Annotated in this window: 1 protein-coding gene and 1 pseudogene; both read right to left on the bottom strand. The window is 51.0% G+C overall.

Annotated elements, in window-relative coordinates:
- Positions 1-101 precede the first annotated feature (101 nt).
- The gene (locus PAV_RS37910; protein ID WP_476638848.1) at positions 102-9,434 is read right to left on the bottom strand and encodes an amino acid adenylation domain-containing protein; all 9,333 of its coding nucleotides are present in this window, start codon (positions 9,432-9,434) and stop codon (positions 102-104) included.
- Positions 9,417-19,394, bottom strand: a pseudogene (locus tag PAV_RS37915) (amino acid adenylation domain-containing protein); the annotation flags it as partial. The gene PAV_RS37910 and the pseudogene PAV_RS37915, both read right to left, overlap by 18 nt.
- Between the last annotated feature and the right edge of the window lie 29 nt (positions 19,395-19,423).

Raw genomic sequence — 19,423 nt, forward strand, 5'->3', positions numbered from 1 at the left:
TTTCGGCACCCAATTGCCGAAACGCTTAGCACAAGCACTGCTATTGTCCATAGATACGGTAAGGCGCTGCCGCCTTACCGTTATACCTATTGCGAACACGCCTAGAACGCGAACTCGATCGAATCGATCTTGCTCTTCTCCTTCGTGCTCTGTCCACTGATTGAAATATCCTGAATTCGAATATGAGGCTTGTCGCATACTTGCGACAGCACGGACAGGTAATCCCGCATCATTCTGTGGATACCCGCTGCTTTGAACAGCTTGGAGGCATACAGGAATCCGCCCTTAATCGCATCATTTTCTTCGGACATGGACAGGGTCAGGTCAAATTTCGCGCTCACCGAATCATCTGCCGTATATGGAGATATCGTTATATCGCCAATTCCGATTCCCCGCTCTTCCGTATTCTGCAGGACGAACACCGTATCAAAGAGTGGATTACGGCTCGGTTCCCATTGCAGATGCAGACGATCTACCAATTCCTCGAACGGATAATCCTGATGCTCAAACGCTCCTAATGTCGTCTCCTTCACCTCAGCAAGGAAGGATTGGAACGTTTTATTGCCTAACGGACGATTACGAATGGCAAGTGTATTGACGAACATTCCGATAAGCGGCTCCAAATCGGCATGACTGCGTCCAGCAACCGGAGTTCCGACAATAATATCGTCCTGTCCACTGTATTTCGCCAATAGTATCTGATAGGCGGACAACAAAACCATATATAGCGTGCACTCATGATTCGAAGCAAGCTGGTTCAACTGACGGGTCACGACCGGATTGATTTCAAATTCGATTTGCTCGCCTTCAAAGCTGCGAACCGTCGGCCTGTCGTAATCCATTGGCAATTCTGCATCCGGCAACGTTCCACCTAGCATGCTTAGCCAGTAGTCTTCCTGCCGCTTGAACCGTTCGAGATTCGCTTCTGACTGCTGCCATACTGCATAATCCTTATATTGAATACGTAACGGCGGCCGTTCCTCATTCGCGTACAACCGAGTGAATTCATCAACCAAATTGCTCATCGAAACGCCATCCGAAATGATATGGTGCATATCAAACACCAGTATGCGACGCTCATGGCTTACTTCGAACAATCCGACCCGCAATAATGGCGGTTTTTCCAAGTCAAACGGACGAATGAATTGTCCGATTAAGTCAGGAATTTCATCCTCAGAGGCCTGTCTGTGCTCGATGGAAAATTCCGTATTACGGTGAATCCGCTGCATCGGCTCGCCATCCACCATTTCAAAGCCTGTACGGAGTGTCTCGTGCCGAGCGATGAGCTTCAGGAAGGCCGTCTGGAATTGTTCCTGATTCAGCTCTCCTTCAAGCAGCAGCATGCCTGGCATATTGTAGCTAAGCTCGCTTCCTTCCATTTGGCTCATAATATAAAGCCGCAGCTGGGCCGAAGATAACGGATAGTATTCTTGCTCCTCGGCGTTCGGAATCGCTACATATAGTTCCGTATCCATATGCGAGATCGCCTTGGCCATCTCCTCGATCGTCGGATGACGGAATACCCCCCGCAGCGGGAAGTTGACGTTCAGCTCCTTATACAGTCTGCTTACGAGCGTTGTCGCTCGCAGCGAATGACCGCCAAGCTCGAAGAAGTTGTCCTTCACGCCTACGCTTGTCAACCCCAATACGTCCTGCCAAATGCAAGCAAGCTTCGTCTCTGTCTCTGTGCGCGGCGCAACGTATTCGGTGCCAGTTTCGATGCCGCCCTCAGGCTTCGGCAGTGCTCGCCGGTCGATCTTTCCGTTCGGTGTCAGCGGCAGCCGATCTAGCTGTATAAAATAGGACGGGATCATATAACCCGGCAACTCCTGCGACATTGCCGCTCGCAGCTCGCCCGCCGTGAACGGACGCTCCGCCGTGAAATACGCGCACAACTGCTTCTGGCCTGCGTGATCCTCCAGTGCCATTACTGTCGCCTCTTGTACCGCCGGCACATGCAGCAGCTGCGATTCCACCTCACCAAGCTCGATGCGGAAGCCCCGGATTTTCACTTGATGGTCGCTTCGGCCTACATACTCGATGCTGCCGTCCGGCAGCCAGCGTGCCACGTCTCCTGTCTTATACAACCGCTCACCCGGTACGAACGGGTTATCAAGGAACTTCTCCTCTGTCAAATCCGCTCTTCCCCAATATCCGCGACCAACACATGCGCCTGATACGTACAGTTCGCCCTTCACACCTATCGGCTGCAGCTCGAAGCTGTCGTTCACAATGTAGATGCTTGAATTCGCGATCGGCTTGCCGATTGGCGGCAGACCGGCCCCGATGGCATCCGGCGTCATGGTATGGGTCGTCACGACGTGAGTCTCCGAAGGTCCGTAATGGTTGTGCAGGCAAATGCCGAGACGCTTCAGGCAGGCTTGCACCTGCGGCGTGACGACAAGCTGCTCGCCCGCTGTAATGATATGGCGAACACAGCGCGGGAACGCTTCGGCCCACTCCGGCTCAGCGAAGATGAATTTCAGGAACGCCACCGGAATAAAGAGTACGTCAATTTCATTCTTTTCGATTTCTTGGAACAAGCGTACCGGATCCTTGCGCATTTCATTGTCAACCATATACAGACTTCCGCCGAACAGCAGCGCAGAGAACATTTCCTGATAGCATACGTCGAAGCTGCCTGACGCATATTGCAAAATCCGCGAAGGCATCGGAATATTCGTGCCCTTTTGCTGATAATGCAGCAGATTGACAATGTTGCGATGCTCCAGCATAACCCCTTTCGGATTGCCGGTCGTTCCCGACGTGTAGATGATATAGAGCAGATCGGACGGTTTATTGCCGTTCGGGACATTTTCACCGCTGCCTGCATACAGCGATTCATCGCGTACATCCAACTGACGAATCTCGTCCGGAATGATGCCCGGAAGCGCCGATTGGGCCAGCACCAGCTTGGCGCCGCTGTCCGCCAACATATAGCGAATACGCGTCTCTGGATATTCCGGATCGATTGGCACGAACGTGCCGGATGCCTTGAGCACTGCTAGTACGGCGACAACCGTCTCCAGCGTACGTTCGACGATGATGCCGACAGGCTGCTCAGCAGTTACGCCATGCTCCCTCAGCTTCCAGGCAAGCTGGTTCGCCTTCCGGTTCAGTTCCCCGTAGGTCAACTGCTTGCTGCCGCAGACAACAGCTATGGAATCCGGCGTCTGCTCCGCCTGTTCCGCGAACAGCTCGTGAATAGTTTTGTCGTTCGGAACCACCATTGCAGTGTTGTTAAATCCATTTTGCAACTGGCTCTCTTCCTCAACGGTTACCATCTTCAATTCAGACAGGCTTGCTTGAGGATTATTCAACACAGCAGTAACCAATTGCTCGAAATGACTTGCCATTCGCTCAATCGTGCTCGGCTTGAACAAATCTGTCGCGAATTCAATGCTGCATACGATTTCAGTACCATCCTCTTCGGCTTGGAAGGTCAAATCGAATTTGGATACGGTATGCTCATTTTGGGCCTGCTGGAGTCGCACTCCGTCAATGCTCATTTCACCTTGTTCCGCATTTTGCAAAATAAACATCGTATCGAATACCGGATTACGGCTCATGTCGCGCATCACTTGCACTCGCTCGACGATTTCCTCAAACGGATAGTTCTGATTCTCGAATGCACCCAGCGTCGTTTCTTTTATTTCGCCCAAATAAGTCAGGAATGGCTTGCTCGCAGCCGGATAACTGCGTATTGCCAGCGTGTTGACGAACATGCCGATCAGTGGCTGTAAGTCTCCATGGTTGCGTCCTGCAATTGGCGTTCCGACAATAATGTCTTCCTGTGCGGAATACTTGTGCAGCATTGTCATGTACAGGGCCAAAAGCACCATATACATTGTCGTTCCGCTGTCCTTCGCAATTTGCCGCAAGCCAGCGCTCTTCACTGGATCAAGGGCAAACTGCAGCAAACTACCGCGGAAGCTTTGCGTAGTTGGACGAACAAAATCCGTCGGCAATTCCAACACCGGAAGCTCTCCGCCCAATACTTTCTGCCAATAAGCCTCCTGTTGTGTCAATGCTGCTTGCTGGGCCTCCGATTGCTGCCACACCGCATAATCCTTATATTGAATCCGTAGAGGCGGAAGCTCCTCTCCGTCGTACAAGCGAACAAACTCATTGATAAGAATGCCCATCGACGTTCCGTCTGAAATGATATGGTGCATGTCGAACATAAGCGTAAAGCGTTCCGCTGACAATTCGATTACCCCGATGCGCAGCAGCGGCGGCTTTTCCAATTGGAAGGCACGCACAAATTGCTGCATATATTTCGGCGCATCTTCCTCGTTAGCGTGAATATGCTCAATTGCGAAATCTGCTTCTGGGTGAATGCGCTGCACAGGCTGACCGTTCACAATTTCAAAGCCAGTCCGCAACGTCTCATGGCGTGCAATCAGCTTCTTAAAAGCAGATTCCAATCGCCCAATATCTAAAGTCCCTTCAAGCAGCAACATGTTCGGCATATTGTAGCTCAGTTCGGCTCCTTCGAGCTGATGTAGAATATACAGGCGCTTTTGAGCAGATGACACTGGATAATGCATGCTTGAAGCTGCTTCCGGTATGTGAACATGACGGCTTCCCTCTGCACTGCTGAGCCGGTTCGCCATCTCTTCGAGTGTAGGATATTGGAACACGTCTTTTAGCGGTAGTTCGATGTTAAGTTCCTGATGCAGTCGGTTCACCAGTATCGTCGCCTTCAGAGAATGTCCTCCTACTTCGAAGAAATGATCCGTGACACTGACGCTGCCTAAGCCAAGCACATCCTGCCAGATGCCTGCAAGCTGTACTTCGAGCGGCGTCCGTGGCGCAATGCGTACACCGTCGTTCCGATTATCCTCCGGAGCTGGCAGTGCCTTGCGATCTACCTTGCCGTTCTGCGTAAGCGGAAGCTGATCCATCTGGATGAAATGCGATGGAAGCATATAGCTCGGCAGAACTTGCCCCATAGCATTTCTGATCCCATTGGCTTCTAATGAGCGCTTTGCTACATAGTAGGCGCACAGCTGCTTCTCGCCAGCATCGGTATCGCGTGCAACAACGATTCCTTCCTGAACATCATCCAGCTTCAGCAATTGCGCCTCGATTTCGCCAAGCTCAATTCGATACCCGCGAATTTTCACCTGTTGGTCGATACGTCCTACATATTCAATGGATCCGTCAGGCAGCCATTTCGCCAAGTCTCCGGTCCGATACATCCGTTCTCCCGGAACGAATGGGGAATCAACGAATTTTTCTGCTGTTAACTCAGGCCGGTTCAAGTAACCTCTTGCCAGTCCGTCACCCGCAACGCATAACTCCCCTGCAACGCCTACCGGCTGCAGCTTATTGATCGCATCAACGATATATATCGACGTATTGCTGATCGGTTGTCCAATCGGAATGGTGACGGCGGTTTCTGCAACTTCGTTCACATTATGGCAGGTGGCAAACACCGTGCTCTCCGTTGGCCCGTATACATGTTTAAGCTTGCCTGGCCCGACTTCTCTAAGCGCTTTGCGCACATGGCTGACGGATACCCGCTCGCCCCCGAACAAAATGGCCCGGACATTGCGCAGACATGCAGCTTGAACATCAACCAGCACGTTGAAGTACGCCGTCGTAATGAACATGACAGAAATGCTCTCTTTTACGATCATCTCAGCCAACTGTCGAACTTCCAGTAGTGTCTCTTGTGGAACGAGAACGAGCTTGGCTCCATTCAACAGAGCTCCGTATATATCGAATGTCGATCCATCAAAGGCGTAGCTCGACAATTGGAGCACGTTATCACGATCCGTTATTCCGATATACGCAGCGCCCCTCACTACACGCACAATATTTCGATGCGTCGTCAGATTTCCCTTCGGCTTGCCTGTCGTACCGGACGTATAGATTACGTACGCCAAATCCTCTGCGCTGCCGTCCAATTCAAGATTTGAACCGTCGTTATCGTAGAATCGCTCATCGTCCACAGCTATAATTGCATTCAGATCAAGATCTGGTAGTTTCGCTGTCAAGCGCTGCTGTGTCAACATAATGCGTGCCCCGGAATCCTTGAGCATGTACCGAATCCGATCTTCCGGGTATTCCGGATCAATCGGCACATATCCGCCCCCTGCCTTCAAGATCGCCAGTATGCCTACGATCATATCCAGCGAGCGCTCGACCATGAATCCTACCAGCTTATCCGTTCCAACTCCTTGAGCACGCAGCGTACGTGCCAAACGGTTCGCCTGCTCATTCAGTTCGTGATATGTCAACTGAGCCGTGCCAAAGGATACAGCAATTGAATCTGGGATTCGCTTCGCCTGCTGCTCAAATAAATGGTGCAGTGTCATATCTCTCGGATATTCCGCAATCGTGTCGTTAAAGCTATGAATCATTTCTAATTTTTCGGCTTCTGTCGCCAGTTCCAGCTCCTCTATTGCAACTCGAGGATTGGCGGAAACTTGCTCAAGCACATGCATCAGGTGACCCATCAATCGCTCCATATCGGCTCGCTTGAATCGGTTGGCGTTGTAATCAAATCGAATGGAAAGCTGCTCTCCCGGAACGACAATCAAGTTGAAATCGTAATTGGTTTGCTCCTCTACCGCTACATCCGTGATCGATGGCAATCCTTGTTCGTCGACGCCCGCCTGCTCCAGCCGCTCGTCCATCGGGTAGTTCTCGAACACCATGATTTGTCTGATCGCATTTTGCTTTAACGCGGTGCGGGACTGGATTTCGTATAGCGGATAGTAATCGTATTTCCCTGATTCCAGCGCTTGCTCTTGCAGTTGCTCCATCACTTCGGCAAAGCTGATGCTTGCCTCACAATTGACGCGGATCGGAATCGTATTGATAAACAGGCCAATCATCGTTTCGATGCCTGGAACTTCCGCCGGTCTGCCGGACACCACACTGCCAAAGACGACATCATTTGTGCCGTTGTACTTTTGCAAAATGACGCCCCACACTGCTTGCAGCAAGGTGTTGAGCGTAACCTGATGCTGTCTCGCGGCTCGGTTGATCGAAGCGCTAAGATGAGCATCCAATTCACGGCTCAATTTCTCAGCCTTGTACAATTCGCTGTCTCCTGCAGATGATTCCTGTGGGATTACCGTAACTTGATCGTAATCAGCCAAATATGCGGACCAGTATGACCCCGCCGCTTCTTGATCCTGATTTTCCAGCCATTCAATGTACTGGCTGTACGCGGGCACTGCCGTCGAATCTGGTGACTGCTGATTCAATAAGGCCGAATACGTATCGAACAGCTCTTGCATCAATTGCGGCAAGCACCAGCCGTCCATCAGAATATGGTGTGAGCTCCACAGTACCCGGTATGTCAATTCGCCCGTCTGAATGACGGACACGCGCATAAGCTCATCGTGCGCTAGATCGAATCCTCGCAGTTGATCATTGCCTGCTGTCTCCTTGATATAGGCTTGTTGTTCCTCTTTATGAAGATTGCGCACGTCAATGAATGAGTATCCAATCGATTTATGCCGGAACACAACTTGTACCGGTTCCCCTTGCGGCCCGCTGATGAAGTTCGTACGCAGCACGGCATGCCGTTTGGCCAATTCGTTCAGGCTGCGGGAGAAGAGTTCTCCATCAAGCTTGCCTTCGAGGGTAAACAGCGTTTGTTCATGATACGCTCCTGTCTGACCGTTCATAGCGCTGTGGAACCACATTCCCTTTTGCATCGGTGTTAGTGCATATACATTTTCAATCTCGCCGATATGCTGCATCTGAGTCACAAGCTGATCGAGCCAATCTACGCTCAGCCCCTTGAATAGAACATCGCTTGGCGTCAATTGCGGCCGTTGCTGCGCTGTACAATGAGAGATAATTTCCTTAAGAGACGCTTTAAGCCGTTCTCCCAATTCCTCCATCGTCTCTTTGCGGAATTCCTTGGCGCTGTAGCTCAAATCGAGTGTTAACAGTCCGTCGGCAATCACGCCGTTAATATCCAGTGAATACTTGCGCTCCTGCTCATCGCTGATGTCTGAGCCGCTTGCATACGTAGATACGCTTAGCTCGTTATTGCTTAAATCCTGATCAAACTGCCCCAGGTAGTTGAAGCGAATTTGCGGTGTAGGCGCCTGAGACCAGGCTTGCTTGCCTGAATCGGTCAAATATCGGGATAAGCCGTAACCGATGCCTTTGTTCGGAATGAGGCGCAAATCCTCTTTTACTTTTTTGATTTGGGAAGCAAGGCTGCTGCCCGGCTCGATTGCCAGCTCAAACGGATACTCAGTCGTAAACCAGCCGACAGTACGCGTAATGTCAAGGTCTTTCAAAATGGATTCACGGCCATGGCCTTCCATCGTTATTAGCACGCGTTCCATACCGCGCCACTGCATGAGAGATCTGCCCAGCGCTGTTAGTAAAATATCATTCATATCGGTGTTATAGGCTCGATGAACGTGCTTCAGAAGCTGCTCCGTATCATTCTGATCCCACTCGACCACAACAGATTCACTATCCCGCTGCAAGGAAGCTTCGACTTCGAAATCTGCAGGAAGGGCTGTCGATTTCGTTTGTGCAATACGATTCCAGTATGCATGCTCCTGCTCCATTGCCTCGCTGTTCGCATGATGAGCAAGCTGTTCTGCCCATGTACGGAAGCTGTCTGTTTTCATAGGCAGACGAATCGGTTCATTCTTCATTGCCTGTTCGTAGCCAGTCGCCAAATCCTCGAGCAATATTCTCCAGGATACGCCATCGATGGCCGCATGGTGGATAACGAGAAGCAAATGATCCCCGTCCTTGACTCGGAACAATCCAGCCTTAACCAAAGGACCCGCTTGCAGGTCGATGCCGCTCTGAATTTCGCCTGCTCTCGCTTCGATAGCTGCGCCTACATCGTCTACATTTGAATGATCCGTTAAATCAAACACTTCCATTCCGTAGAGTTCGCCTTCCGCAACAGCCCGATTCCAAAGTGAATATGACTCCTGCTCTGTCGGACGGAAAACGATGCGGAGTGCATCGTGATGCTGGATTAGCATGTGTAACGCCTTGCGTAGAGCTTCTGCGTCAAAGCCTTCCTTGCGATACAGCATAATCGACTGGTTGAAATGATGCGGATTCGCGAACTGCTGATGCTGGAACCAGTGAAGGATCGGCGTCATCGGCAACTCTCCGCATACTTCTCCTTGATCCGCTACTCGATTGATCGGCTGCATGTAAGGCAGAACCTGCGCGATAGTCGGATATTTGAACAGATCGCGAATTTCCAGCTTAAAGCCTGCTTGCTGCATCCTTGCCGCTACTTGAATAGACTTAATAGAATCTCCGCCTAGCTCGAAGAAGTGATCCGTTATGCCAACGCGGTCGATCCCTAGTACGGATTGCCACACAGAGGCCATCATTTGTTCGACTTCCGTACGCGGCGCAACATACTCGGCGCCAACCTGAAGGCTTCTCTCTGGAGCCGGCAGTGCTTTGCGATCCAGCTTGCCATTCGGCGCTAGCGGCATCTGCTCGAGCTGTACGAAGTAGGATGGAATCATATAGCTCGGCAGCTCTGCGGCAAGCGCTGCTCTCAAGTCGCTCACTGCTGGCTCACCGTCTGCTACATAGTAAGCGCACAGCGATTTCTGGCCGCTCTCGTCTTCCCGCGCTACGACGACCGTCTCTCTAATCGCATCGATATTTAGAAGCGCCGTTTCCAGTTCGCCCAGCTCAATCCGGTATCCGCGGATCTTCACTTGATGGTCGATCCGTCCCAAATATTCAATATTGCCGTCTGGCAGCCATCGTGCCAGGTCGCCCGTTCTATACATCCGTTCGCCCACAGAAGATACGGTGACGAATTTCTCTGCTGTCAGCTCCGGACGGTTCCAGTATCCTCGTGCTAATCCAACACCTGCAATGCACAGTTCGCCCGCCACGCCGATCGGCTGCACCTGATTATGCCCGTTCACGATATAAATGCGCGTATTGTCAATCGGCTTGCCGATCGGCACGCTTACGTAGGCTTGACCAGGCTCGCAGTCGAAGTACGTAACATCTACCGTCGCTTCTGTCGGTCCGTATAGGTTGATCAGACGTGCATCACTTGCTGGCGCGATGTAGCGATAGAACCGTTCTACCTGTGACACAAGCAGCGCCTCACCGCTCGTGAATACCTGCCGCAGCGGCGACATGCCGCGCTTGCGCTCTGCTTCAGGCAGCTGCTCCACATGCTCGAGGAAGGCGTGCAGCATAGACGGCACGAAGTGCATTGTCGTGATGCCGTGACGCTCGATCGCTTCGACGATCGCTGCCGGATTCTTCTCTCCGCCAACTGGAAGCATGAGCACCTTCGAGCCGACGAAAGCCCACCAGAACAGCTCCCAGACGGATACGTCAAACGTAATCGCCGTCTTCTGCATAATGGTGTCTTCTGCGCCAATCGGATACTGCTTCTGCATCCACAGCAAGCGATTGATGACCGATGTATGCTCGACCATAACCCCTTTTGGACGGCCAGTCGTGCCTGACGTGTAGATAATATAGGCCATATCGGTCGGCTTATTGACCGCTTCTAGATTGGAAGCATCCTCATCGTACGCTCCAGCATCGTCCAGATCGATGACGCGTCCCGCAAAGTCTATTCCTTCTCCTGCACTGCCCTGCACGAGCAGCACTTGAGCCTCGGAATCCTCCAGCATGTACCGGATGCGATCTTCCGGATAATCCGGCGCAATCGGCACATAGGCGCCGCCGGCCTTCAGAATCCCCATAATCCCGACCATCAGCTCCAACGAACGTTCCGCCATAATGCCGACGATCTGATCCGGTACGACACCGGCCGCCCGCAATGTTCTCGCCAGTCGGTTCGAGCGTTCATTCAATTCCCGATACGTTAAGCACTCGTCCCCGAACAGCACGGCCGCCGCATCTGGCATCCGCTGCGTCTGCTCCTCGAACATCCGATGAATCGTCTGTTCGCAAGGATATTCGGCTGCCGTATCGTTGAATGCCGTCATCAGCTCCGCTTTCTCTGCTTCAGTTGCCAGTCGCAGCTCGCTTATGGCAATACTCGGATCAGCCGTTACCTGCTCAAGTACATGAATCAGATGATGCCGCACACGCTCCATGTCTGCCCGTTCATACATGCCGGCATTATATTCGAGGCGAATCATCATATCATCGCCAGGCATAACAACGAAATTGAAATCATAGTTCGTTTGCTCTGCCACTTGCACGTCTGTAATGTTCAATTGCCCTTGTTCGTCTCCAGCCTGCTCCATTTGCTCTTCCATCGGGTAATTTTCGAACACTAAAATATGGTTGAGCAAATCCTGCTTATGCGCGCTTACCGCCTGGATCTCATAAAGCGGATAATAATCGAATCGGCTTGACTCCAGCGCCTGCTCCTGAATTTGTCTCATCACATCGGAAAATCTGTTGTGTTCCTCGCACGCAACGCGAATCGGAATCGTATTGATAAACAGTCCGATCATTGATTCGATTCCCGGAATTTCCGCCGGTCTGCCTGATACGACGCCCCCGAACACGGCATCGCCGGTGCCATTGTACTTTTGCAGCATAATGCCCCATAACGTTTGCATTAGCGTGTTCAGTGTGACTTGATGCTGCTTCGCTACCCGATTCATCTTCGCCGTTAAGGCATCGCCTAAACTAAATACAAGATTTTCAGCTGTATAAACGTCGCTGCGTCCGCTTGATTTCTTTTGCGGCAGAACGGTTTGCTGCTCGTAACCTGCCAAATAATCGAGCCAATATGCGGATGCTGCTTTGTAATCCTGCTTGTACAGCCATTCGATATATAGACTGTACGGTGCAGTCTCTGCCCGGGTGCTTGCTCGTCCTTGCACAGAATCCGAATACGTATCGAACCATTCCTGTGTCAGCTGCGGCAAGCACCAGCCGTCCATCAGAATATGATGAGAGCTCCAAATGACGTGACTGCTGTTCGCGCTCGTTCGCAGCACCGTCACTCTCATGAGCGCATCGCGCTCCAAATCAAAACCGCGCTCCTTATCGACAATCGCCTTTGCTTCAACTTGATCCTGCTTCTCATGCTCAGGCCAATCGGTCAGATCTTCATAGCCGAATTCGATTTTTTTATTCCGATATACGATCTGCAATAATTCGCCGTCCCAGCCGCTGAAGAAGTTGGTGCGCAGTACTGCATGGCGTGTGGCAAGCACTTCAAGACTATTCGCGAATAACTGTACGTCAAGCTCTCCCTGTATCGTAAAGCGAGTCTGCTCGAAATACGCACCCGCCTTGCCATCCATGGCGCTATGGAACCACATTCCCTTCTGCATCGGAGTTAGCGTGTAAATGTTCTCGATTTCCCCGATATCCTTCGTCTGCTCCGCGATGCGATTCATATCCTCAATGCCGAGACCTTTCACCAATACGTCGCTTGGCGTCAGCTCAGGCTTATCTTTCGCGATGCAGTGCGCGATAATTGCCTGCAGTCCTTCCCGAAGCAAGCAAGCCAGCCGTTCGATCGTGTCGCGGTGATATTGCTTGCTGCTATAGCTAATTTCCAAGGCAAGAGATCCATCCGAGATCATGCCGTTAATATCCAGTGTACTCGTGCGTGTGTGGCGCGCGCTTAGCTCCGCTCCACCCGAGTACGGCGATACTTCCATTTCATTATTTTGCAAGTCCTGATCGAATTGCCCCAAATAGTTGAAGCTGATTTCCGGACGCAATGCTGTTTTTGAACGAACCTCAGAACCATTGCTGGAATCCGCTAAATAACGATAAATTCCGTACCCGATGCCTTTGTTCGGAATGCGTCGCAGGTTTTCCTTCATTTGCTTGATTCGGTAGGATAAGCTTTTGTCCGGATCACTTTCAAGCAGGAATGGATATTCGCTTGTGAACCATCCTACCGTGCGCGATATATCAACTGTCGGCACAATATTCTCCCTACCATGTCCTTCAAGCGTAACCAACACGCGATCATGTCCGCTCCATACTTGTACGGCAATGCCGAGAGCTGCCAGCAGAATGTCGTTCATTTCCGTATTATAAGCCCGGTGAACATGCTTCAAGAGCTGATCCGTTTCCTCGCGGTTCCATTCTACGACGACGGATGCACTATCTTGTTGCAAGGATATCTCCGCATCGAAATCCTTCGGCAAGGCAGCGATCGCGGTTACATCCGCTTCAATCCGCTCCCAGACGGCTTTTTCTTCTTCCATTGCTGCGCTATTGGCATATGCGGCAAGCTGGCTTGCCCATGTGCGGTAGCTGTCCGTTTTGGATGGCAGACGGACTGGCTCGCCCTTCAAGGACTGCTCATACCCGGAAGCGATATCCTCCAGCAATATGCGCCAGGATACTCCGTCAACGACGCCATGGTGCATGACGATCAGGAGATGGTCTCCTTCGTCGGTTTGGAACAATCCTGCTCTCACCAATGGCCCATTATGCAGGTCAAAGCCGCTCTGAATCTCATTGGCCTTGGTTTCAATAACTTGGCGAACCTCATCTTCACCACGATCTGAAGCATTTCCTCTCAGATCCAACACGTCCAGATGGAACAATTCTCCTTCTTCAATTGCCCGGTTCCAGGCCATGTACTCCCCTTGTTCGTTGCGGCGGAATACGATGCGAAGTGCATCATGATGCACCGTTACCGCTTGCAGCGTGCTGCGAATGGCAGCTTCATCGAAGCCTTGCTTTTTGAATAGCATGACTGACTGATTATAATGATGCGGGTCTTCGAATTGCTGTTCGAAAAACCAGCTGAGAATCGGAGTAAGCGGCACTTCGCCCGATACTTCTGCTTGATCCGCAATTTTGCTTGCCTGCTGCAAATGGGAACCAAGCTGAGCAATCGTCGGGTACTTGAACAAATCGCGAATTTCCAGCTTGTAGCCTGCTTGTAGCAAACGGGACGCGACTTGAATAGACTTGATTGAATCGCCACCAAGCTCAAAGAAATGATCCAAAATGCCGACTCGTTCAACGCCAAGCACGGTTTGCCAGACAATGGCGAGTGCTTGCTCCGCTTCCGTCCGCGGCGCAACGTATTCTACGCCTGTATGCGCACCGCCTTCCGGAGCCGGGAGCGCCTTGCGGTCGACTTTGCCGTTCGGCGTAAGCGGCAATCGTTCCAATTGAACGAAAAATGACGGAATCATATAAGCCGGCAATTCGTCCGCCAAAGCGTTTCTCATTTCGCTTACTGTCAATTCACGATCTGCTGTGAAATAGGCGCATAGTGCTTTCGTGCCGTTTTGATCCTCACGCGCTACGACGACGCTTTCTCTCACGGACTCCACCTTCAGGAGCTTGGATTCGACTTCGCCGATTTCGATGCGATACCCGCGAATTTTCACTTGGTGGTCGATGCGGCCTAAATATTCGATGTTTCCATCCGGCATCCAACGAGCCAGATCTCCGGTACGATACAGCCGCTGTTCTGGATAAAATGGATCGACGACGAATTTCTCTTCTGTTAAATCTGGCCGATTCCAATATCCGCGGCCCACGCATGGCCCGCCAATATATAATTCGCCGATGACCCCAACCGGAAGTAAATTCCGCTGGCTATCCATCATATACATCGTAACGCCTGGCATCGGTTTACCGATCGGCAAAGCTCTCGGGATGTCCCGAGTTGTCGGTTCGTAATAACTGGAATCGATGCATGTCTCTGTTACCCCATAGCTGTTAATTATGCGGAACTGAGAGCCGAAACGATCAAGCAGTTTCTGGAACTCTTCCGGCGGGCAATAGTCCGCCCCTACGACTGCGAGTTTCAAGCTGCTGATGTCCAGCTTGTTATCATACACGTATTCCATGAGCGGAATAACGATAGACGGCGTGCAATCGAACATTTGAATGCGATGTTCTCGAATCAGTTCGTATATTTCAGCCGGGTTCGCGCGTGCGTCCTCAGGGCAGAGGATCAGCTCGCCGCCGTGCAGCAGTGCCCGAATCAAATCACCTGAAAATACGTCGAACGAGAAGCTTGCCCATTGCATCCAGCGGATGCCTTCTGTGCCTTCTTCCCGCAGATGATATTCTTGTTCCCAAGCTCTTGACAGAACTTCCAGCTGCCTGTGCTCAATCATGACGCCTTTCGGTTGGCCTGTCGTGCCCGACGTATAAATGACGTAAGCCAAATGCGATGGTTCATTTACCATTTCCAGATTGGAAGCATCCTCGGCATAGGATGACTCCTCGTCCAGCATCACCCAAGTGCCCCCGAACGCAGAACGCGACTGCAAATGGCTTTGCGAAACGAGCACGCTCGAGTTCGAATTCTCCAGCATGTAGGCAATGCGCTCTTCCGGATATTTCGGATCAATCGGCACATAAGCGCCTCCGGCTTTCAAAATCGCCATAATCCCCACGATCATGTCCACAGAACGATCAGCCAAAATACCTACAAGCTGTTCAGGCCGAACACCGTGCTTGCGCAATGTTCGTGCCAAACGATTCGCTTTCTCATTCAACTCACGGTACGATAATTGTTCATTCTCGTCCGTTACCGCAATTCGATTTGGAGTAAGCTCCACCTGTGCTTCAAAGAGCTGGTGGACTGTATGTTCTTGCGAAATCGTTGTCGTATCGCTATTGAACACGAATCGAATCTGTTCTTGTTCTTCCTGTGTCAGCATGCCAAGCTCGGCAATTTGCAGCTCTGGTGATTGCGCGATCGAATGAAGCAGTTGTCTAAAATGGTTAGCCATTCTTACGATCGTATCTCGCGTATATAGAGCCGAAGCGTATTCGATGCTGCAAGCCAGCCCGTCCGTTCCTTCCGCTACGTCCAAGCTGAGATCGAATTTTGAGACCTGATGCTCGAAAGCGTACGGCTTTAATTGAAGACCAGGAAGCTCGAAATCTTTGTTATCCATATTTTGCAGCGAGAACATCGTATCGAATAACGGGTTGCGACTCATGTCTCTTGTCACACGAAGCTTCTCTACGAGCTCTTCGAACGGATATTCTTGATTCTCAAATGCAGATAGCGCCTGCTCCTTCACTTGATTCAAGTACGCACGGAACGGCATTTCCCCAGCAGGGTGATTGCGAATTGCTAATGTATTCACGAACATGCCGATCAGCGGCTGCAAATCATCATGTGTTCTGCCCGCATTTGTCGTGCCGACAACAATATCTTCTTGGCCTGTATACTTGTGCAGCAGCACTGTATAAGCCGCAAAAAGCACCATGTATAACGTCGTTCCACTATTCGCGGCAAGACGATGCAGACCTTCGCTAATGTTCGTGTCGACCTCAAATTCATACGTTTCACCTTCATAGCTCTGGACGGCTGGACGCGCATAATCCGTTGGCAGCTCCAATACCGGCAGCTCGCCGGCAAATGTGTGCAGCCAATAAGCTTCCTGCTGCTTCATTCGTGCCTGCTGTGCTTCCGAATGCTGCCAAGCCGCATAGTCTTTATATTGAATCCGAAGCGGAGGAAGCTCCTCCCCGCCATAGAGACGAACGAATTCTTCCACTACGATTCCCATAGACGCGCCGTCGGAGATAATATGGTGCATGTCATAGAGTAGGATATGGCGTTCCGGTTCCAGTTCAATTAGGCCGACCCGCAGCAGCGGCGGTGTTTTCAAATCAAACGCACGTATGAACTCGCGGGATTTCTGCGCTGCTTCCGCGTCTCCGTTTGCCTGCATATATTCCACCGCAAAGCTGACATCCTGATGCACCTTTTGCACCGTTTCGCCGTCAACCAACTCGAATCCCGTGCGCAGCGTCTCATGGCGAGCAATCAGTTTTTGGAAGGCCTCTTCAAATCGTCCCCGATCAAGCTGCCCCTCCAGCAGCATTGCTCCCGGCATATTGTAGCTTTGCTCTGCTCCTTCCAGCTGCTGTAGAACGAACAGCCGCTTTTGCGCCGAGGACACCTTGTAATGCTCGCTTTCGCGAACGATCTCAATTGCACTAAATTCCTGCTGCTCCATTCCTTCTATTAGAAGAGCCAATTCCTCGATCGTCGGATTGCGGAACAGCTCCCGCAGTGGAACATTCACGTTCAGCTCTTTGTGGAGCTTGCTAACCAACGCAGCCGCACGAAGAGAATGCCCCCCAAGTGCAAAGAAATTATCCTTAATGCCAACTTTCTCGACAGTGAGCGACTCCTGCCAGATTAGTACAAGCTGTTCTTCCAGCGGTGTGCGGGGAGCAACGTATTCCGTGCCGATGGCGATATTGGCTTGTGGATCAGGCAGTGCCTTGCGATCCAGCTTGCCGCTCGGCGTAAGCGGAAACTGATCCATTTGCACAAAATGAGAAGGGATCATATAATCCGGCAACTCGGCAGATAGTGACTCCCTTAGTTCATTTACAGTAAGCTCACGTTCCGCCACCATATATGCACACAGCATCTGCTGTCCGTTCCCATCCTGCCGGGCTATCGCAAGTGCTTCTCTTACGCCTTCTATTTTCAACAAGCTCGACTCAATTTCGCCCAGCTCGATTCGGAAGCCGCGGATTTTGACCTGATGGTCGATTCGCCCCAAGTACTCGATCGTTCCGTCAGGCAGCCATCTGGCGGAATCCCCAGTACGATATATGCGTTCGCCTGGTGCATACGGATGGGACGTAAACTTCTCGTCAGTAAGCGCGGGACGATTCAAGTAGCCTCTCGCCAGCCCCACGCCTGCAATGCATAATTCTCCGGGAACTTGCATCGGCTGCAGCTCGCCGGAAGGATTCAAAATCAGCACGCGTGCATTCGAGATCGGCGTTCCAATCGTAATCGCCTGCCCTTTCTCCAAGCCGCTTGCGCATGTCGTTACAACGCTATTCTCTGTCGGGCCATATTCATTGAACAGTTCCACATGGGGCAGCAGTTCTTTGCTTCTAGCAACCAATGCGCTGCTGACAGCCTCGCCGGCCAGTGTCACTTTCCGCAGCGTGGACGCTGATTCAGAATCCGCCACGTTGAGCAATGCTCCGTACAAATTCGGAACACAGATGAAATGCGTTATGTTCGATTGACGGATTGCAGCATGTAAAGCCAACGGATCCTTTGCTTCTTCTTCCTTCAACAGATATAAGCCGGCACCAGACAAAAGGGAACTGAAGGCACTCATAACAAAACCGTCGAAGGAAAAAGAGAATAGTTGAAGAACGCGATCAGAAGAGTTTAACTCGTATGTTCGAATTCTCCACTGCAGCGCATTTGTTACGCTTCGATGTTCAATCATGACACCTTTTGGATTGCCTGTCGTTCCGGACGTATAGATGACATAAGCCAAATTGCTCGAATTGGAGACAGAAGCGAAATCAAGATCGTCCTCCTGATAGTTGTTAGCATCGTTGATATCAATAACCGTACCGTCATAATTGATGCGGTCGCGAAGATGGCCTTGGAGGATAAGCGTTTGAGCTCCCGAATCTTCGAGCATGTAACGAATACGTTCCAACGGATATTCGGGATCTATCGGCACATAGGCTCCACCCGCCTTCATAATGGCCAGTAAGCCTACGATCATCTCAAGCGACCGCTCCGCCATCATGCCGACAAGCTGATCCGGCTGAACGCCGGACTCCTTCAATGTGCGGGCAAGCCTGTTCGCGCGGGCATTCAGTTCGCTGTAGGTTACATGCTGCTGCCCATACACAACAGCAACTGCATCCGGAGTGCGGTGAACTTGTTCTTCAAAAAGCTCATGGATGGTTCCGTCGCGAGGATCATCCGTCGCTGTCTGATTAAAATCTTCCAGCAGCCGGGAAGTCTCAATATCTGAAAGCAGGCGAATGTCGCTCAATTTCGTAGTTGGCTCAAATACCAAAATGCTCAGCATTCGCTGCAAATGGTCAATAATTTGGGCAATAAATTCCGAAGAAAATGCGTGTTCATTGTAAACGACGTTTAATAAAAGACGATCATCTTCGAATTCAAACTGAAATAATATGTCGGCAACGACCATTTGAATAAAATTAACAGTATGTATGTTTTTAAGAGCCACCATCGTATTGACGACAGGCAAGCCGTTCTTTTCCTGCACGTTCATCTGCTCAGTCATGAGCCGAAATGGGATATTTTGATGGCGAATCGCATCGGTAAATGATTTTTTCAGAGAAGCGAGTAAGGATTTGAATGTAAGCTCTTCATGGATGTCTTCCTTTAAAATCACGACTTGGTTAATCGGGAGTCTCTTTTCACCGGCTTTGCGTACGATAGGCATACCAATAACAACGCGCTGTTCGTTCGTATATTTGTACAGCAGGCACTGAATCGTGCCCAGCAGGATCATAAAAGCTGCTTGATGAGCCCCTTTGGAAAGTTGGATAATCCGTTCCGAAATGTCGGAAGGTAATGTAACGGAAGTAGAATAATACGGTGTCGCTTCGCTGCTTGGGGTGTTCGTGTAAGGCAAGGTCGTAGGAGTATCTTCAGCATCGAGTTTCAATCTCCAAAAATCTATTTCTTTTTCAAATGCCATTCTGATCATCTCCCTCTCAAGTCAAGTAAATCCTTGAA

Origin of the sequence: Paenibacillus alvei DSM 29 (assembly GCF_000293805.1) — a bacterium.
Taxonomy (GTDB): domain Bacteria; phylum Bacillota; class Bacilli; order Paenibacillales; family Paenibacillaceae; genus Paenibacillus_B; species Paenibacillus_B alvei.